Source organism: uncultured Caldilinea sp. (assembly GCF_937128415.1).
Lineage (GTDB): Bacteria > Chloroflexota > Anaerolineae > Caldilineales > Caldilineaceae > Caldilinea.
In genome coordinates this window covers 32301-49766 of record NZ_CAKZMJ010000032.1, presented here as the reverse complement: position 1 = coordinate 49766, position 17466 = coordinate 32301, and the positions used below count along the sequence as shown (strand labels likewise).

Here is a 17466-nt window from a genome sequence, read left to right as displayed (position 1 = left end):
AATCCGAGCCTCTATTCGGCGACCTCGGCCAGCACAGAGGACTCACCCATCGACGCCTCATGGTCGGCGGGTGCTGTATTCGAGGCGCTGCCTTCCGCTTCACCCTGCTCAGCGCTAGGAGCAATCTGCCAGTCGACTTCTGGCTCGGGCTGCGCCTGTTTGAGGCTCAGCCCCAACCGGCGCTTGTCGCCTTCGATGCGGATGATGCGCAGGTCATACACATCGCCTTCGTTGACGACCTCTTTCGGATGCGTGACGCGTCGGTCGGCGAGCTCGCTGATGTGAATCAAGCCTTCGATGCCGGTGTCGACCAGGCGGGCGAAGGCGCCGAAATTCACCAGCTTGGTGATGCGTCCCTTGACAATTTGGCCGACCTGATAGGTGTTGTCGATCACTTCCCACGGTTGAGGCGTCAGTCGGCGCAAGCTCAGACCGATGCGTCGGCGCTCGTTGTCGATGCTGAGGATTTGCACATTGACGCGATCGCCGATCTTAACGACCTCGCTTGGATGCGTGACGCGGTTCCAGCTCAGCTCGCTGAGATGGATCAGACCGTCGGCGCCGCCGAGGTCGACGAAGGCGCCGAAGTCGGCGATGCTGCTGATCACACCTTCCATCACTGCGCCTTCATGCAAGGTGTCGAGGAGCTGCTCCTTCTGTTGTCGGCGCCACTCGCGCATGGCGAGCCGTTCCGAAAGGATCAGGCGATTGCGTTTGCGATCGATGTCGATCACTTTCAGCTTCAGCTTTTCACCCAACAGCGATGCATAGCGGCTGTCGGCGTCCTCTTCGCCGGTGCTCGCCGGCGCGCTGACCAACTGACTGGCCGGCACAAAGCCGCGCACCTGCCCCAGTCGCACGATGACGCCGCCGCGGTTGTATGCATCCACCGGGCATTCGAAAATCTCCTGGCTTTGCATCAGCGCTTCGGCGCGTTCCCAGTCTTTTTCGGCGAGCGCCCGGCTGATGCTGAGCTGGAGATTGCCATCGCGATCTTCGCGCATGACGTAGACCGGCACTTCGTCCCCCACCTTCAGAGACGCAAGCGCCTCGCCGAGCCGCTCAAGCTCTCGCCCGGACACAACGCCTTCTGACTTGAAGCCGATGTCCACCAGAATTTCATGGGGGCGTTTGTCGACGATGACGCCGGTGCGAATCTCGCCTGCCACTGGCTCTTGAATGGAGCGGTCGATTTCATCCAACCATGCCGCCATCGGATGGTCATATGCGCCGCCGTTTAGCCAGCTTTGTCCACCGTTCGACGCTGCTTGCAAATCACTCATACAGCTTTAAAATCCTCCGAAAACAGAATTTTTATCCTATCACCCGATCGGTGATGAATACGCTTTCAGTCGCCCACCCACGCAATCATTTCAATCTCGATCAGACCGTTTTTGGGCAGAGCCGCCACCTGGACGGTGCTGCGCGCAGGCGGTTCTTCGCCAAAGACTTCCGCATAGATGCGGTTGACGACTGTAAAATCCGCCATGTCCGCCAGGAAGATCGTCGTTTTGACGACGTCTTTCGTGGTGGCTCCCGCCGCCGCTAAAACGGCCTGCATATTGGCCAGGGCCTGACGCGTCTGCGCCTCGATCCCGTCGCGCAATTCGCCGGTGACAGGATCGAGACCTAGCTGGCCGGATGCAAACAAAAATTGACCCACGCGAACTGCCTGCGAATAGGGGCCAATGGCGGCGGGCGCGCCTGAAGTGTTGACGATCTGTTTACCCATGTCGATTTAACTCATTGATCAGGGTGTGCGCTGTTGTGCGATTCCGAGGAAAAGATCGACGCTTCCCGTGTCGAGGTTGTAACGCTTGGCCGTTTACAATCAATCTTCAGTCACCAACTTTCCCTGGGAATCATGCTTACGATTTTACTGACTCTCGATATTCTCGTCAAAAAACGCCTCAGGTCAAAACGAAAAATACATTTTTGGCGCCGCAGCGATGTGGGGCTGCCCGATCGACGACAGGAGTCAATCCGGCACCATCGGCAGGCTGCGGCGCATGATTTCATAGTTCTCCAGCGCGCGCCCGGCTCCGAGTGCGACGCAGGCGATCGGATTTTCTGCAACATAGGCAGGGACGCCGGTTTCCTGCGTCAACAGCTGCGCAATGTTGCGCAGCTGCGCGCTGCCGCCTGTCAGCACCATGCCGCGGTCGATGATGTCGGCGGCCAGCTCCGGCGGCGTCTTTTCCAGCGTCGCGCGGACGGTGCTCACCACTGCCTGCAGCGGCTCCTGCAACGCCTCGGTGACCTCGCTGCTGCTGATCTGGATGATCTTGGGCAGTCCGGTGACTTGATCGCGGCCGCGCACCTCCATGAAGCGTTCATCCTCCATCGGCAGCGCACTGCCGATGCCGATCTTGATCTCCTCTGCGGTCTGCTCTCCGATCAAAAGATTGTACTTCTTGCGCACGTAGTTGATGATGGCCTCGTCAAAGCGATTGCCGCCGATGCGCACGCTGCTCCAGACCACGATGTCGTACATGGAAACGACGGCGGCCTCCGTGGTGCCCCCGCCCATGTCCACCACCATGTTGCCCGTCGGCGTGCCGATCGGGAGGCCGGCCCCATAGGCGGCGGCCAGCGGTTCGGGAATCAGGTACGCTGCGCCGGCGCCGGCCTGCATGGCGGCGTCGTGCACGGCGCGCTCTTCGACGCTGGTCACCCCGCGCGGGGTGCTGATCATGACTCTAGGACGAAACAAGGGGCGGAAAAGGGGATTGTGATCGCCAGCCACTGTTTGAATCAGGTAGCGCAACATCGCCTCCGTCACCACAAAGTCGGCGATGACGCCGTCGCGAATCGGCCGCGCCACTTCGATGCTTTCAGGCGTGCGCCCCAACATGTCATAGGCTTCATGGCCGACCGCCACCATCGTGTTGTCGCGCACACGGATGGCGACCACCGACGGCTCATTCAATACGATGCCGCGCCCCTTGACGTGAACAAGGACGTTGACGGTTCCCAGGTCGATGCCGATTTGTTTACCGAACATAATTGCTTATCTATACGAATCGCTCCTGACGACATAAATCGTCAACTTTACCATTATACGTTCCAGTCCAGATTCATCCCAAATCGACGAAGCGGAAACCGCAATCTATTACAACAATTTTGCGCAGGCGCAACCGGGCGCTGCAACGTTCTGATCGGACGGAAAATTGTGGATGGCTCCAAAAGAAAAAGCAGAGCTTGCGATGCAAAGTGCAAACTCTGCTTTAGCGATGCACCTAAGAAAGAGGTTGAGGAGATCGCCACGGTCAGTGGTTCTCGCCTCCGCCCTCCCCCTCAAACTGAGGGACGGCGCTGGTTCGACGTCCTGCGCGTCGCCGCGCCACCTTCAGCCGCAACGAGCTGCGGCGCAGCGAGGCCATGATCTCAGGCACCCTCTGAGGCGGCGGGCTCTCGGCCAACAGTTTGCGCGCCCGTTCGAGCGCAGCCTGTGCGCGCTGCTCGTCGATTTCTTCGCTGGATTCGGCCACATCGGCCAGGATCGTCACCTTGTCTGGCCGCACCTCGACGACGCCGCCGCTGACGGCAATGTATTCATTGCCTTCGCGCCGATGCAACACGATCTCGCCGATGTCCAGCGTCGAAAGCAGCGGCGCATGCCCGCGCAGGACGCCCATCTGCCCATTCGCCCCCGGCAGCGTGACCATATCGACCTCGCCGCTGAAGAGCATTTTTTCCGGTGTGACAATGTCCACCTTGATGCCCATGAATGAAGACTCCTTCAAACCAAGCTTCTCGCTGCGCCTTGCACAGAGAGGCGACGTAGGCTTCTCTGCGTTTTTGCGCTGCGCCCCTCTCTTTCCTGCGCAGGCCTGTTTTTTACTGACTGCGCATTCGTTCGGCGTTCTCGAGCGCTTCTTCGATCGTGCCGACCATGTAGAAAGCCTGCTCCGGCAGATCGTCGTGCTTGCCGTCGAGAATTTCGCGGAAGCCGCGCACGGTGTCCTCGATCTTGACGTAGCGACCTTCGCGGCCTGTAAACTGGGCTGCAACAAACATGGGCTGCGTCAGGAAGCGCTGAATCTTACGCGCGCGCGCCACGATCAGCTTGTCATCTTCGCTCAGCTCTTCGACGCCGAGGATGGCGATGATGTCCTGCAGGTCCTTATAGCGTTGAAGCGTCTGCTGCACCTGGCGGGCGACGTTGTAATGCTCTTCGCCCACGATCAGCGGGTCCAGGATGCGACTGGTCGAACCCAACGGGTCGACCGCCGGGAAGAGACCCTGGTCGGCCAGCGAGCGCTGCAGCGTGATTGTGGCGTCCAGGTGGGCGAAGGTCGTGGCCGGCGCCGGGTCGGTGTAGTCGTCCGCAGGCACGTAGACCGCCTGCATCGACGTGATCGAGCCTTTCTTGGTGGAGGTGATGCGCTCCTGCAGATCGCCCATGTCGGTGCCCAGGGTCGGCGCGTAGCCGACGGCGCTGGGCAGGCGCCCGAGCAGCGAGGAGACCTCCGAACCGGCCTGCACGAAGCGGAAGATGTTGTCGATGAAGAGCAGGACGTCGCGGCCTTCATCGCGGAAATACTCCGCCATCGTGACGCCAGTCAGGCCGACGCGCAAGCGGGCGCCGGGCGGCTCGTTCATCTGACCGAAGACCATCACCGTCGAGTTGATCACGCCCGACTCGATCATCTCGCGCATGAGGTCGTTACCCTCGCGGCTGCGCTCGCCTACGCCGGCGAAGACTGAATAACCGCTGTGAAACTCGGCGACGTTGTGGATCAGCTCCTGGATCACGACCGTCTTGCCCACGCCGGCGCCGCCGAAGATGCCGGTCTTGCCGCCGCGCGTGAAGGGTGCGATCAGGTCGATGACCTTGATGCCGGTCTCAAACATCTCGGCCTTGGTGCTCTGTTCGGCGAAGGGGGGCGCCGGGCGATGAATGGGATAGCGCACTTCCGCTTTCACTTCGCCCTTGCCGTCGATCGGATCGCCGGTGACGTTGAAAAGACGGCCCAAGGTGGCGGGGCCAACCGGCACCATGATCGGCTCGCCGTCAGAAACGGCCGTCATGCCGCGGCGAAGGCCGTCTGTGCTGCCCATGGCGACGGAGCGCACCACGCCATCGCCGAGATGTTGCTCGACTTCCAGAACCAATGTCGAGCCATCATCCATCTTGACGTGAATGGCGTCATAAATTTCGGGCAATTCGCCGGCGGGAAAGACCACATCGACGACCGGCCCTACAACACTTTGAATCGTGCCAATCATTTGTTCGGGCACGGATGACCTCCTTACACTCGATTCTCTCGAACTCTCTTTAATCTCTGTTTCGTCGGCGAGTGCGACGACGCCTTTTCTCAGATTTGTTCCAGCTCAGCCGTCAACCAATCGCTGCGGCTGGAGTGGGTGAGCGCTTCGGCGCTTTCCAGCGCGCTGGCGCCGCCGACGATGTCCATCAGTTCGCTGGTAATTGCGCTTTGTCGCGCTTTATTGTACGTCAGCGTTAAGTCCTCGATCAACTCATCGGCTGCATCCGTCGCGTTGCGCATCGCCACCATGCGCGCAGAGTGCTCGCTTGCCAGGGACTCGTAGATCGCCTGCAAGACCTGCACCTCGGTGAAGCCATAGAGCACGCGGTTGAGCACCGCCTCCGGAGAAGGCTCAAAAATATATTCGGGCGCCATGGTGACGGACGGCTCGGCCGGTTCGACCGGCAGCAATTTGCGCGCTACAGGAACCTGCTTGATGGTGTTGATGAAGTCGGTGTAGACCATCATCACTTCGTCGACGTAGCCGGACAGAAAGTCATCCATCAACACGCGCACGATCGGGGCGATGTGAAAGGTCGTTGGATTATCCGGCAGTCCGGTGAACTCGGCGCGCACGACCGGGTCGTAGCGAAGCAGCCATTCTCTTCCCTTCTTGCCGACGGTGACGACCGAGACATCTGCGCCGGCTGCGCGCTTTTCGCGCATCAGCTGGGCGTTGCGACGGATGACGTTGGCGTTGAAGCCGCCCGCCAAGCCGCGGTCGGCGGTGATGAGCAGGATGCCGCAGCGCTTCACCGGCCGGGGATGAATCAGTGGGTTGAGTTCATTCTCCGTGCTGGTGAGGCGCGCAATGTAGCTCAGCACCTCGCGCGCCTGTCGGGCGTAGGGACGCGTCGCCAGCACCTGTTGCTGCGCTTTGCGCATCTTGGCGGCGGAGACAGCCTCCATCGCCTTTGTAACCTGTGCAATGTTTCTGACCGACCGAATGCGACGTCGGATTTCACGCGTTAAGTTCGCCAAGGTGATTCTTCCTCGTTACCACGTCTGTTACGACTGCGGCGGCTGCCACGAAGCGTTGAAATCGTCGATCGCCACGCTCAACGCATCGATGATCTCCGGCGACAGGTCCTGGGTGCGCAGGATCGACTGCCCGATCTCCGGATGATTGGCGTCCATGTAAGCGTGCATTGCCGCTTCCCACTGCTTGACATACTGAACGGGTATTTTATCGAGCTTGCCGGCCCCGGCCGCCCACAGGCTCATCACCTGTTTGTCGAGCGCCATCGGCACGTACTGTCCTTGTTTGAGCAGCTCCGTCAACCGACGACCTCGATCGAGCTGGCGCTGCGTGGCCGGGTCGAGGTCAGAGCCAAATTGGGCGAAGGCGGCCAGCTCGCGATATTGGCTCAGCTCCAGTTTCAGACGGCCGGCGACCTTCTTCATCGCTTTGGTCTGGGCAGCGCCGCCGACGCGGCTGACCGAGATGCCGACGTTCAACGCCGGGCGAATGCCTGCATAGAAGAGATCGGATTCCAGGAAGATCTGGCCGTCGGTGATCGAAATCACGTTGGTCGGGATATACGCCGAGACATCGCCCGCCTGCGTCTCGATCACTGGCAACGCAGTCAGGCTGCCGCCGCCGAATTCATCGGCCAGACGCGCCGCGCGTTCGAGCAGACGGCTGTGCAGGTAGAAGACGTCGCCGGGGTACGCCTCGCGACCCGGGGGGCGGCGCAGCAGCAGCGAGACCTGGCGGTAGGCCTGGGCGTGTTTGGAAAGATCGTCGTAGACGATCAGCGCGTCGCGCCCTTGCTCCATGAACTCCTCGCCGATGGCGCAGCCCGCAAACGGCGCCAGATATTGCAGCGCGGCGGGGTCGGAGGCCGAAGCGCTGACGACAATCGTGTATTCCATTGCGCCGTACTTTTCGAGCGTGCCCACCACCTGAGCCACCGAAGATTGCTTCTGACCGATCGCCACGTAGATGCAGATCAGGTCTTTGCCCTTCTGATTGATGATGGTGTCCAGCGCAATGGCGGTTTTGCCGGTCTGCCGGTCGCCGATGATCAGCTCGCGCTGGCCGCGGCCGATGGGGATGAGAGCGTCAATGGCGGTGATGCCGGTCGCCACCGGCGTGTTCACCGGTTGCCGTTTGATGACGCCGGGCGCGATGCGCTCCACCGGGCGATATTTGTCCGACTTGATGGGGCCTTTGCCGTCGATCGGCTGACCGACGGCGTTGATCACGCGGCCGATCATGGCGTCGCCCACGGGCACCGAGGCGATGCGACCGGTGCGCCGCACGAGGTCGCCTTCCTCAATATGTTGGTACTCCCCCATAATGATGATGCCGACATTTTCGGCGGTCAGGTTGAGGGCGATGCCGAGGGTGCCAGTCTTCGGAAACTCCACCAGCTCGCTGGCCATGACGTTGGTCAGGCCGGTGGCCAGCGCAATGCCGTCGCCGACTTCGTAGACTTCGCCGACGTCGATCTGGCTAGGCGCTGGCGTATAGTTGAGGATCTGTTGCTTTAATAACGCTGTGATGTCATCGATGCGCACAGCCATTTGAATCACTTCCTCCTGTTAACGAACCACCGACACAATCGACTCGCGCAAAGCCGCCAAACGGGAAGCGATCGAGTTATCGATCAGCCGGTCGCCCACGCGCACGCGCAGCCCACCCATCAACGACGGGTCTACGCTGAAGCTGAAAATCAGGCCGGGGCCATATTCCTCGGCGAGCCGCTTGCGCAGCTGCTCCTTTTCGTCCTCGGTCAGCTCGACGGCGCTGGTGACCTCCACCTTGATGGCCTCCGCCTTGCCAGAGGCGACCTGGGCGACGCGCGTCGCCACGTCCTCCACCAGGTTGAGATCGCCGGCGTCGACCATCACTTTCAGCAAATTGACGATTTCCACCGGCGTGTCGGCGGGCAGCGCTTTTTCGAGAGCGGCCGCCTTTTCGGCGCTGCTCTTGCTGCTGTCTGCAAGGGAGGCGATCAACTTTTCATCGGACAGGGCCCGTTGCGCCTGCTCGAAGGCCTGCCGCCAGCGTTCCAGCTGCGCCAGCCAAAGCGCCTGTGCATAGCGGTTCACCCGCTCCTGCTTGCTGCTCATTTGCCCTTACCCCCGGCGTTCGCCAGAAACTCCGCCACGAAGCGCTGTTGTTCGGCCCTATTGGCAAGCTCGCGCCCGAGCAATTTCTCCGTAGCCATGATGGCCAGATCGGCGATCTGTTTGTTGGCCTCCGCCAGCGCCGTCTCGACCTGCCTGGCGGCCTCGGCCTGGGCCTTCATGCGGATCTCGGTCGCCTCTTGCTCGGCGCGGCTGCGAATTTCTTGCGCAATCCGCTCAGCATCGCGCGTGGCCTGGGCGCGAATCTCCTGCGCCTCACGGCGCGCCTGCTCCAGGATTTTGGCTTTCTCCTGCTCCGCCTCGCGTGCGGCGGCGCTGACGCGTTCTGCGTCCTTCATGCTCTGGGCGATGCGCTCTTTGCGCGCGTTGAGCATGTTGAGCACCGGCTGATAGAGGAACATGCGCAACAGCACGATCAGTAACAGGAAGTTGACGATCTGCGCCAGTAGCAGCGACCATTCAATTCCAAGTGCGTCCACGAATTTGCCTCCTTCTTCACCTTGCGATCACATCGGCCGGAGCTCTGTAATCGCTGCGCCTGGACTTAGACGAATTTGAGCAACAGCGCAATCACCAGAGCGAAAATACCGATGGACTCGGCGAAGGCGATCGCCAGAATCATGTTCGTCTGCACGGTGCCGGCGGCTTCCGGGTTGCGCCCCATCGCTTCCATGGCTTTCGAACCGATCAGACCAATGCCAATGCCAGGCCCGATCGCGCCCAAACCCATCGCCAACGCTGCGCCAAGCTGTTTCATCGCATCGATATCCATTTTGCAAGCTCCTTTTTATTATGAGATGACGTAAGCTACGAAAAACTGTATTAATGATGTTCGTCGTGGCTGCCGTGGCTGATGGTCGCCATATGGAAGAAGACCAGGGCTAACATCATGAAAACCAACGCCTGCACAAAACCGACGAACAATTCCAACACATAAAAGGGCACCGGCAACAGGAAGGCGACCAGGAAAGCCATCGTCGCCAACACGATTTCGCCTGCAAAGACATTGCCAAAAAGACGAAAGCCGAAGGCGATCACACGGGCGAACTCCGACACCAGCTCGAGAATGCCCACAAAGCCGTTGATGCCTTTCATAAACGGGTTCGGGCCGCTGAAGTTGAAAAATTTATGGAAGTAGCTGCCGCCCAGGAAGCGCACGCCCCAAATCTGCACCATCACCATCGTTGAGATCGCCAGGGCGAAGGTGACGTTCAGGTCGGCGCTGGGCGCGCGGAAGAGCGGGATAAACTTGCCGTGCTCGCTTTCAGCGGCGGCTGGCGCCTCCTGCACGCGCTCCGGCGCCGCCAGCACAATGCTGCCTCCCGCCATCGCCAGTTGCCGGTCGAGGAGGCTGCCGGCATCGCTCTCGGACGCCGCCGCATGCTCGCCGTGTTTGTCTTTGTCGGTCGGATGATAGAAGCCGATGCTGCCGACGCCCGGAAGCATGCCAGACCAGTTGCTGATGATCACAAAAAGGAAAATTGTCGCCACCCAGGGGAAGAATTTCGAGGCGTTTTTGCCTGCAACGCTTTCGGCCAAGCCATACAGCGCCTCAATGATGGCCTCCATGAAGTTCTGGAAGGCGCCGGGAATCTCTTTCAGATTGAAGCGCACGGCCAGCGCCAGAAGGATAAGGACGATGTCGACAATGATCGTCGTCAAGACGGAATTGGTGAACCATTTAGGACCGGTGGAAAAAATCGGCTCGCCGGATAGAGCGACATGGGGAGGGGGCACGGGAGCAATGAATCGGATCAAGATGCTGGCTGCAAACAACCCAACGATCACGCTCGTCCAAATCTTACGCTGTTGGGTGCCCCACAAAAAATCGACGATTTTTTCGCGCATGGTGCAAAATGCTCCTTTGATAACAGGCGTAAGCCGACGATTCGGCTGGCGTTAATGAATATCGGCGTTAATAGATAATAATGTAAAATCGCATTTGGCGGCGTACAACGCACCTTTTCAGTTTTGCTCCGCTCCAGTGACTGCGGATGCTTCTGCAAGTTCTGGCTCGACGTCCGCTTCTGGCTCCACAGGCGCAACAACCTCGATAATTCTTTCAAATTCTAGTAGCGCCGTGCGCATAACAACGACAGTAGTGGCCGGGATGCAGATCAAGCTGACGATGAGCGTCAGCCAGGGCGAGACCGCCAGGATTTGATCCAACACGATCGCTGCCAGCGTCGGCGCAATCAACAGCAGCAGGACATATCTGATCAGACGCCGCCAGTCGATGCGCATGGACGACGTTTGCGCTTGACGCCCCTCGAGATGCATCTCGTTTCGTCCGTCTTCGATCTTCAAATTTCACTCACAGCAACGGTGACTGCACGCACATGACAGCAGCAGTGTAACCGACGGCGGCGGTACGACGCAATTCATACCGCGGGCATTCCGCCCGCAAGATGACAAGACCGAAGAAGCACGCTGTTTTCTGTCGTCAAACAGTGGCGATTATAGCAAGCGACGATTCCTTAGCGCAAATTTTCACATGGTTTTTGACCATTTGTCCGAAAAAGACCATCGCTTCCCTGTTTTTCGCATCCCGGCGGAGCCTCAGGCAAAGGCATCGTAGAGCGAGCGGATATGCAAGGCGCGCTCCGCCTGGGTGGGCGTCCACCCTGTCGGCAGCGGCGTCGTGACGATGCGTTGGCGCCCCGCCGGCAGGTCAAAGTAGTTGTCGCTGAAAATGGCGTCGACGCCTTCCAGGCCGAGTTCGACGAAACGGGCCAATGTGTCGCTCGTCAGCGCAATGACAAGCTGGCCATTTTGCTCGGAGATCGTTGCGTTCAGCGTCGGTTTGCGCAATTCGAGATGTTTCGTCGGCGCAAAGGTGGCGATGTTGCACGCAACCAATTCCTCGCCGCTCCAGAGTTCGGCCACGAAGAGAACGCGTCGTCGATTTTCCTCGTTGACTTCGGCGTCGAAGTTCAGCTCGACGACAGGAGTGTTGGCGAGCGGCGCGGCCTGCACCGCCTGCTCTCCGCTGCGCAGCGCCGCGCCGTCGAGCGTCTCCAGCGTCCAACGCACGACGCCTGTCCAGGGCCGCCGCAGATCGCTGGTGACATGCACCGCCATGCGCGTCCCGTCATCTTCAATTGAAAGCAGCACCGGAGCGTAGAAGCGTCGCGCTGCGTAATGCAACGCCTTCCAACGCCCGAAGTAATCCAGGCTCGACCAGGAGGCCACCGGCCAGCAGTCGTTGAGCTGCCAGTAGAGCGTCCCGCTGACGCGATCCATGTGGCGGCGCCAGTGCTCGACGCCGTAGCGGATGCCTTCCGCCTGGAGCACCAGGCTCATATAGACCAGCGATGGGAAATCTTTGGGCATGCGATAGTTCTCGGTCATCTGGGCGATGATCAGCCCGTTGCCGGCAGCGTTCTTCTGGTGATGCTCCATAATATAAGAAGTCATGTTCCAGTCCGGCTCATCGGCGTACGTGCGGATCGTCGCCAAGGGCGGCAACGCCTGGAAGCCAAACTCGCTCATGAAGCGCGGGAATTGCTCGCGATAGGCGGTGAAGGGCTTGCGGCTGTGCCAGACTTCCCAGTAGTGAGCATCCCCCTGGCGCTGACCGTTGACGTCGTGGAAGGGCGTGTTGGAGGAGGGGGAGCTGGGCCAGTAAGGGCGATCGGGGTCCAGCGTCGCCAGCCAATCGGGCAGGGTGACGTGAAAAAAGCGGTCGTAGGCGTCGCGCAGTGTGCGCCAATCTGGCAGCAGCTGCAAATTGTTGATGGCGTCCAGCAGCATCTGGACGCGCCACTCGCGCTCGGCCATCCTGGCGAGCGCAGCGCGCTGCTCTGGCGTCAGGTCAGGCTCGGCCCAGCCCCACATCTCCCAGCCCCACTCCATCTCGTTGTTGCCACACCATAGGGCCAGGCTGGCGCGATGGCGCAGACGCCGCACGTTGTCGACGATCTCCCGATGCACGTCGTTGACGAAATCGGCGCGGTCGAGAGGGTAGATGCTGCACGAGAAGATGCAGTCCTGCCAGACCAAAATGCCGTAGCGGTCGCAGAGATCGTAGAAGGCGTCTTCCTCATAGAAGCCGCCGCCCCAGACGCGCAGCATGTTTTGATGCGTGGCGGCGGCGTCGCGGATCAACTGTTCAAGGGAGGCGCCGGGCCCTTTGCCCTCCTGGAGACGGGTCGGAAAGGAATCCGCCGGAATCCAGTTCGAGCCTTTTGCGAAGATCGGGACGCCGTTGACAACGAAGGTGAAAGATTTGCCCCATTGATCCGGCTCCTGGCGCAGCTCGATCGTGCGCAAACCGATCTGGAAGCGACGCGCATCGACGGCGGCGCCTCTCTGCTGCAGAGCAACCTCAACGTCGTACAGAGGCTGGTCGCCGTAGCCGTTGGGCCACCAGAGCTGTGGATTTTCGATCGCCACGGCGGCGGTTGCGCTTCGCTCATGCACCGGCGCGGTCGCCTCCCAGACGTCATGTCCATCCGGCGACACGACGCGCAGGATCAGGTTGAGCGGCGCTTCGTTCCATCGTTCGACGGCCACGGCGACGGAGACCGTCACGGCGCGCTCGCCATGCTTTTGGCGCAGATGCACGTCTTCAAGGCGGGCGGCGCTGCGACCTTCCAGGCGAATTTCCTTCCAGACGCCGATCGGCGGCAACTGCGGCCCCCAATCCCAGCCGAATTGACAGGGCGCTTTGCGCAGATGCGGGCTGCCCTCGATGGCCTGCGGCACGCCTTTCAGCGGTCGCTTCGCCTGTTCGGCCTGGATAAATTTCACCGGAGAGCGGAAGCGGATGAGCAGCTCGTTCTCGCCGAGGCGCAGCAAGTGTTTGATCTCCCACGCATAGCGGCGATACATGTTGTTGGCGGCGCCCACCACCTGCCCATTGAGTGAGACCTCGGCGAGGGTGTCCAACCCTTCGCAGACCAGGAAAACCTTCTCCTCGGCCAGCACGGCGTCGGTGGGCGCAAACCGACAACGATATTCCCAGTCCTGCTCGGCCACCCAGGCGACTTTTTTCTCATTGTCGCCGACAAAGGGATCGGGAATTCGCCCTAGCGCCAGCAGATCGGTGTGCACGCCGCCGGGCACGGTCGCCGGCAGCCATTCGGCGGAGCCAGCCTGGCGAAATTGCCATCGGCCAGAGAGAGATTGAACGTTCATTTGGGGGTCCTTTCATGGATTGCGCGAATTTAAGGCGCCCCATAGAGGCGCAAATCTACACCATAAAACAGACGCCGATCGAGCAGTCTGAACTTCTCCTCTAGAGCGGTCGGAATCAGTTTCTGCGGATCGGTGTACCAGTCGTGGCTGTAGACCAGCCAGACGCGCTTGCGGTTCTGCACCAACGATTGCAGCCGCGGCAGGTCGTCTTCCATCATTTTAGGCTCTAATACGCCACGGTCAAAAAGGTCAACCGGGACGCCGCGGCGCTCGGTCGGGAGATGGTACGCTTTGTAATAAAAATCAAATGGAATCTGCACCCATGTGGCGTTGAACAGGATCAGGTCGTCCTCCTGCACATGCTGGGCCACGTAGGCGGCGGCTTCTCGCCACTGCTCTTTTTGGAAGTTGTCGTAGTACTCGCGCAGCGATGCGCCCTGGATCGCCGCCAGCGCCACCACCCCCATGAAAAAGAGGGAAGGGCGGAAGCGCAGCGGCGCCAATCCGAAGGCCAGCAGGAGATAGAGCGGAATCGTCGTCCAGATCAGCGTGCGGTCATAGAAGATCGGCCGGCGCAGGCTGACCAACCATTCGCCGATGAAGGGCGTAAGGAGAAGGGCGAGAAGAAAAAACGCAATGGCGGGTCGTCTGCGCAGATGATTGAAACCCAGCGCAATCAACAGGGCATACATGCTCCACACCAACGCGCCTGCCATGCCATGGTGCGGCCAGAACGCCGAGAGCAAATTTTGCATCGCTCCTATCACCGTCCACAAAGTTGGCGCAGGAATCCAAAACTCGGCATAAACGCCGATGCTCTGGATCACGAAGGGCGCCAACCAGGGACTCCAGAGCAGGAAGGCGCCGACTTGGGCGATGAGCCAGTTGGAGAGCGACGGCGGGGAAAACGGAGGAAGTGAGGCGAATAGCGCTGGAGAGTTGTCAGAAGGTGGGGAGACAATGGATGCGTCGGGTCGAGGAGAGTCGGCTTGCGTTCTTGTGTTTTGAGGGGCGTCGGCGCTAGACTCACGAGAAACTTTCTTTTGCAGCATCCATCCAACCACAAAGAGGTTGACCGCAATCGGAAAGAAGACGGCGGTGTTATGCGTCAGAACGGTGAGTGCAGTGAACAACATATAGGCGAGCCAGGCCAGATCGGTGCGGATGGAAGTAAGCTTCACTTTGCGTTCATGCGAGACATTCCCCTGTCTTGTCGGAGGCGTTGCCCGCCAGGTTCGGAAATGCTCCGCAAATTGCCGTCCTATCGTCGCAGACGACGCACGCGGATCGGTGAGAAGATAGACGAGCGCCAACGTCGCCAGGCTGGCGTTGAGCATGAGCAACGCGTACATGCGCGCCTCCTGAGCGAAGCGCACGTGAAACGGCGCAATCGCCAAAATGAACGCAGCGGCCAGCCCGACGGCGCTCCCAGAGAGGCGGCGACCGATCAGAAAAATCACCGGAAGCGCGAGCGCTCCGAACAGGGCGGAAAGCATGCGCACATGCGCTGCGCTTTCGCCGAACCAGAGCCACCAATGCAGCGACATGTAGTACAGCGGCGGGTGTTGATCGATGCGCACCAGCCAGTCGATTAGCTCCGGCAGCGTGTGCTGCGCCATCCATACGCTGAAGGCCTCGTCGAGCCACAGGCCCTTCTCGTCAATCCGATGCACGCGCAAGGCAAAGCCAAGCGCGATGATGAAGAGAAGCAGCCATCGCGTCGCCCCGGCAAGCGCCGGAGTCGTTCGCGCGCCCAGATTTGTCTGCGCGGAGTTCTGTGTAAAAGCGGAATTCTGTGTAAAAGAAGAATGAACGGATTGCATGCACGAAGCTTTCTTGGGAAGTTGTCTTCTTTGCCAAACCGTGCCAACATCTTCCAACAAAGCGCTGCGCATGGCGGCGCCAATGGCGACGAAAACGCCATAACGTCTCCATCAAGCCATTCCCAAAAAGCCTGGAGCTTCCTGGAAAGAGAAAACGCCGCCATGTAGGCACAAGCTTAAAACTTGTCGGAAGATGTTGGCAAAACGTCATAAACAGCGAAAGGAATCAAGCGGATGAAACGAATTCGTTGGGCTCGGATCGCAGAAGAACTATGGCGTCTGACCCTGATCCTGGTCGGCGCAGCGGTGGCGGGATTGGGGTTCAGCCTCTTTCAAGCGCCTTACAACATCGCTGCAGGCGGCGTCAGCGGCGTGGCCATCCTGATCAACCATTTCACCGGCTGGCCGATCTCGACCCTGTATTTTCTGATGAACGTTCCTCTCTTCGTGCTCGGCTTTTTCTATCTCGGTCGCTGGCGATTTTTGATTCTGACCGCGGTGGCGGTGGTGGTCTTTTCCACCGCCATTGGCCTGGCGGACGAATACCTGCCGCTTCTGCTCGTCCGCTGGCCGATCACCGAGAACGTTTTGCTCAGCACCGTGTACGCCGGGTTGGTGGGCGGCATCGGCGGCGGGCTGATCTATCTGGCCGGCGCCACCATCGGCGGCACCGCTATTATCGGGCGCATTTTGCAGGTGAAGACCGGCCTCTCGCTGAGTCAGATTTACCTGTTTGTGGATGGCTCGATCGTCCTGGCGGCGGGCGTCATTTTCGGGTGGGAGATTGCGCTGTACGCTATTCTCACCCTGCTTTTGAACGGGCAGGCCGCCGACTTTGTGCTCGAAGGCCCAAGTCGAGCGCGCACGGCGATGGTGATCACGACCCGCCCGCAAGAGATCACACAAGCGTTCATCGCCGAACTTGGACGCGGCGTCAGCTACTGGCAGGCGGTGGGCGGCTACACGGGCGAGCCGCGCACCGTCGTCATGTGCACGATCTATCGCCCTCAGGTGAGCGACCTGAAGCGGCTGGTGGCGAAACACGATCCGCGCGCCTTCGTTGTCATCGGCATTACGCAGGAGGCGTTGGGAGAGGGTTTCACGGAGTTGCGCTCCAGCGACTGAGTTGCCGAAGCACCTTCGTTTTCGGTTTTATCGTTGCGAATCTATAATGAACAACGTTTACGGACAACGTTGGCGCTCGAATTTTGTCAGCAACGTTTCAAGACGCAACCTATGGCGACGCAAGGCAGCAAAGCAATGGAGAACCTGATTCGACCCAACCGCTCTACACAGGAGCGCCGGAGCATTCTCATGTCCTCTTCGCAGGCGCTGGAGCGCCTGATTGCACAGACGCAACGCTGGCGGTTGAGCCTGCCTCTTCTGCTCTTTTTGGATGCGCATCGGCCGCTGCGCTTTCTGGCCGGGCAGACGCTCGTCGCCGCTGCGCCGATGGCGAGCCTGCTAGGGTTTGATGAGCTGAACGCCTGGGCCGCTGTTTTGGACGATGAGGAGGCGCTGCTGCAGCTGCGCCAGACGCTGGAGACGGCAATCCAGCAGGATGACAGGCCCACATGAACCAAGGACGAAGCTCGCAGAGCATCGCAGAGGCCTGGCGCCAGTGGCTCGATCTAGGGCAGGAGGTCGGCGAGTCGCCCATCTTCATCGTCGATGCGCTCGGCGACGGACTGAGCGGCGCAAACGCCATCCTTGCGCTGACGCTGCTCGACGCCGAGCGCCGAGACCTGACTACGCCCGCCTTGCTCATCGGAGGCGTGAGTCCGCTGTGGCTGGCTGCGCTCTGGCGCGAGCCACCGCTCAACATGCCTCAACGCACAGCGCCTACAGCCGTGATCTACACTGCGCCTGATGTCGCCACCCATCGCGCCGCCTGCGCTGTCTGGGACGCACGACGTTCGCCCTTTTTCCGGCGCCCTGGCGCATTGCCTGCGTGGGCGCAGATGGAAGCGGGGCCTGCCGGCAACCCAGGGACGCCGGAGCGATGGGAGGTTGCGCCGCTCAGTCGCTTTGCAGCAGCGCAAGGACGCGATGACTGGTTGGCCTGGGCAGGCGTTATCCTGGCGCTCCTATTGCTGTTGGTTGCAGCGTTGACATAGTTGATCTGGATAAAACGG

Annotated in this window: 17 protein-coding genes; 3 read left to right on the top strand and 14 right to left on the bottom strand. The window is 60.3% G+C overall.

Annotated features, from left to right (window positions below; genetic code table 11):
- Positions 1 to 11: 11 nt before the first annotated feature.
- The 14 genes from Q0367_RS05065 to Q0367_RS05000 form a co-directional block, all read right to left on the bottom strand.
- Complete coding sequence (locus Q0367_RS05065; RefSeq protein ID WP_297640106.1) at positions 12 to 1283, bottom strand: 30S ribosomal protein S1; 1272 nt, start codon at positions 1281 to 1283, stop codon at positions 12 to 14.
- A 65-nt stretch (positions 1284 to 1348) separates the two neighbouring features.
- The gene (locus tag Q0367_RS05060) at positions 1349 to 1732 is read right to left on the bottom strand and encodes a RidA family protein (protein ID WP_297640105.1); all 384 of its coding nucleotides are present in this window, start codon (positions 1730 to 1732) and stop codon (positions 1349 to 1351) included.
- A 246-nt stretch (positions 1733 to 1978) separates the two neighbouring features.
- Positions 1979 to 3004, bottom strand: coding sequence for a rod shape-determining protein (locus Q0367_RS05055; RefSeq protein WP_297640104.1), 1026 nt, complete (start codon positions 3002 to 3004; stop codon positions 1979 to 1981).
- Positions 3005 to 3269: 265 nt separating this feature from the next.
- Positions 3270 to 3728, bottom strand: a complete 459-nt coding sequence (locus Q0367_RS05050; protein WP_297640103.1) for a F0F1 ATP synthase subunit epsilon — start codon at positions 3726 to 3728, stop codon at positions 3270 to 3272.
- A gap of 112 nt (positions 3729 to 3840) precedes the next feature.
- Positions 3841 to 5232 carry a F0F1 ATP synthase subunit beta gene (atpD, locus tag Q0367_RS05045; protein WP_363325834.1) on the bottom strand — a complete coding sequence of 464 codons (1392 nt, stop codon included), beginning with the start codon at positions 5230 to 5232 and terminating at the stop codon, positions 3841 to 3843.
- A gap of 89 nt (positions 5233 to 5321) precedes the next feature.
- Positions 5322 to 6254, bottom strand: a complete 933-nt coding sequence (gene atpG, locus Q0367_RS05040) for an ATP synthase F1 subunit gamma (RefSeq protein WP_298981146.1) — start codon at positions 6252 to 6254, stop codon at positions 5322 to 5324.
- A 27-nt stretch (positions 6255 to 6281) separates the two neighbouring features.
- Complete coding sequence (gene atpA, locus Q0367_RS05035; RefSeq protein WP_297640100.1) at positions 6282 to 7802, bottom strand: F0F1 ATP synthase subunit alpha; 1521 nt, start codon at positions 7800 to 7802, stop codon at positions 6282 to 6284.
- 18 nt (positions 7803 to 7820) lie between these two features.
- A complete protein-coding gene (atpH, locus tag Q0367_RS05030) occupies positions 7821 to 8351 on the bottom strand; it encodes an ATP synthase F1 subunit delta (RefSeq protein WP_297640099.1) in 531 nt (176 codons plus the stop codon).
- Positions 8348 to 8848: a F0F1 ATP synthase subunit B gene (atpF, locus tag Q0367_RS05025; protein ID WP_297640098.1), complete on the bottom strand. Its 501-nt coding sequence runs from the start codon at positions 8846 to 8848 to the stop codon at positions 8348 to 8350. The genes atpH and atpF overlap by 4 nt, the downstream gene beginning before the upstream one ends.
- Positions 8849 to 8913: 65 nt before the next feature.
- The gene (gene atpE, locus Q0367_RS05020) at positions 8914 to 9141 is read right to left on the bottom strand and encodes an ATP synthase F0 subunit C (protein ID WP_014431791.1); all 228 of its coding nucleotides are present in this window, start codon (positions 9139 to 9141) and stop codon (positions 8914 to 8916) included.
- 50 nt (positions 9142 to 9191) lie between these two features.
- Complete coding sequence (atpB, locus tag Q0367_RS05015) at positions 9192 to 10217, bottom strand: F0F1 ATP synthase subunit A (RefSeq protein ID WP_298981145.1); 1026 nt, start codon at positions 10215 to 10217, stop codon at positions 9192 to 9194.
- 117 nt (positions 10218 to 10334) lie between these two features.
- Positions 10335 to 10649 (bottom strand): hypothetical protein, encoded by a 315-nt coding sequence (locus tag Q0367_RS05010; protein ID WP_298981144.1) that lies wholly within the window; start codon positions 10647 to 10649, stop codon positions 10335 to 10337.
- A 279-nt stretch (positions 10650 to 10928) separates the two neighbouring features.
- A complete protein-coding gene (locus Q0367_RS05005; protein ID WP_298981143.1) occupies positions 10929 to 13508 on the bottom strand; it encodes a glycosyl hydrolase 2 galactose-binding domain-containing protein in 2580 nt (859 codons plus the stop codon).
- A 29-nt stretch (positions 13509 to 13537) separates the two neighbouring features.
- Positions 13538 to 15331: a glycosyltransferase family 39 protein gene (locus tag Q0367_RS05000; RefSeq protein ID WP_298981142.1), complete on the bottom strand. Its 1794-nt coding sequence runs from the start codon at positions 15329 to 15331 to the stop codon at positions 13538 to 13540.
- A gap of 234 nt (positions 15332 to 15565) precedes the next feature.
- On the opposite strand from Q0367_RS05000, the gene Q0367_RS04995 reads away from it, so the two are divergent.
- The 3 genes from Q0367_RS04995 (at position 15566) to Q0367_RS04985 (ending at position 17448) form a co-directional block, all read left to right on the top strand.
- Positions 15566 to 16456 (top strand): YitT family protein, encoded by an 891-nt coding sequence (locus Q0367_RS04995; protein ID WP_297640091.1) that lies wholly within the window; start codon positions 15566 to 15568, stop codon positions 16454 to 16456.
- Between the two features lie 111 nt (positions 16457 to 16567).
- On the top strand, positions 16568 to 16909 hold the full coding sequence (locus Q0367_RS04990; protein ID WP_298981141.1) for a hypothetical protein: 342 nt from the start codon (positions 16568 to 16570) through the stop codon (positions 16907 to 16909).
- A complete protein-coding gene (locus Q0367_RS04985; RefSeq protein ID WP_298981140.1) occupies positions 16906 to 17448 on the top strand; it encodes a hypothetical protein in 543 nt (180 codons plus the stop codon). Before Q0367_RS04990 ends, Q0367_RS04985 begins: the two co-directional genes overlap by 4 nt.
- The last annotated feature ends 18 nt before the right edge of the window (positions 17449 to 17466 follow it).

What these genes read in the sequence shown, in the direction of transcription:
- Q0367_RS05065 (WP_297640106.1), bottom strand. Translation starts at nt 1,283, where the DNA reads ATGAGTGATTTGCAAGCAGCGTCGAACGGTGGACAAAGCTGGCTAAAC.
- Q0367_RS05060 (WP_297640105.1), bottom strand. Translation starts at nt 1,732, where the DNA reads ATGGGTAAACAGATCGTCAACACTTCAGGCGCGCCCGCCGCCATTGGC.
- Q0367_RS05055 (WP_297640104.1), bottom strand. Translation starts at nt 3,004, where the DNA reads ATGTTCGGTAAACAAATCGGCATCGACCTGGGAACCGTCAACGTCCTT.
- Q0367_RS05050 (WP_297640103.1), bottom strand. Translation starts at nt 3,728, where the DNA reads ATGGGCATCAAGGTGGACATTGTCACACCGGAAAAAATGCTCTTCAGC.
- atpD (WP_363325834.1), bottom strand. Translation starts at nt 5,232, where the DNA reads ATGATTGGCACGATTCAAAGTGTTGTAGGGCCGGTCGTCGATGTGGTC.
- atpA (WP_297640100.1), bottom strand. Translation starts at nt 7,802, where the DNA reads ATGGCTGTGCGCATCGATGACATCACAGCGTTATTAAAGCAACAGATC.
- atpH (WP_297640099.1), bottom strand. Translation starts at nt 8,351, where the DNA reads ATGAGCAGCAAGCAGGAGCGGGTGAACCGCTATGCACAGGCGCTTTGG.
- atpE (WP_014431791.1), bottom strand. Translation starts at nt 9,141, where the DNA reads ATGGATATCGATGCGATGAAACAGCTTGGCGCAGCGTTGGCGATGGGT.
- atpB (WP_298981145.1), bottom strand. Translation starts at nt 10,217, where the DNA reads ATGCGCGAAAAAATCGTCGATTTTTTGTGGGGCACCCAACAGCGTAAG.
- Q0367_RS05010 (WP_298981144.1), bottom strand. Translation starts at nt 10,649, where the DNA reads ATGCATCTCGAGGGGCGTCAAGCGCAAACGTCGTCCATGCGCATCGAC.
- Q0367_RS05005 (WP_298981143.1), bottom strand. Translation starts at nt 13,508, where the DNA reads ATGAACGTTCAATCTCTCTCTGGCCGATGGCAATTTCGCCAGGCTGGC.
- Q0367_RS05000 (WP_298981142.1), bottom strand. Translation starts at nt 15,331, where the DNA reads ATGCAATCCGTTCATTCTTCTTTTACACAGAATTCCGCTTTTACACAG.
- Q0367_RS04995 (WP_297640091.1), top strand. Translation starts at nt 15,566, where the DNA reads ATGAAACGAATTCGTTGGGCTCGGATCGCAGAAGAACTATGGCGTCTG.
- Q0367_RS04990 (WP_298981141.1), top strand. Translation starts at nt 16,568, where the DNA reads ATGGCGACGCAAGGCAGCAAAGCAATGGAGAACCTGATTCGACCCAAC.
- Q0367_RS04985 (WP_298981140.1), top strand. Translation starts at nt 16,906, where the DNA reads ATGAACCAAGGACGAAGCTCGCAGAGCATCGCAGAGGCCTGGCGCCAG.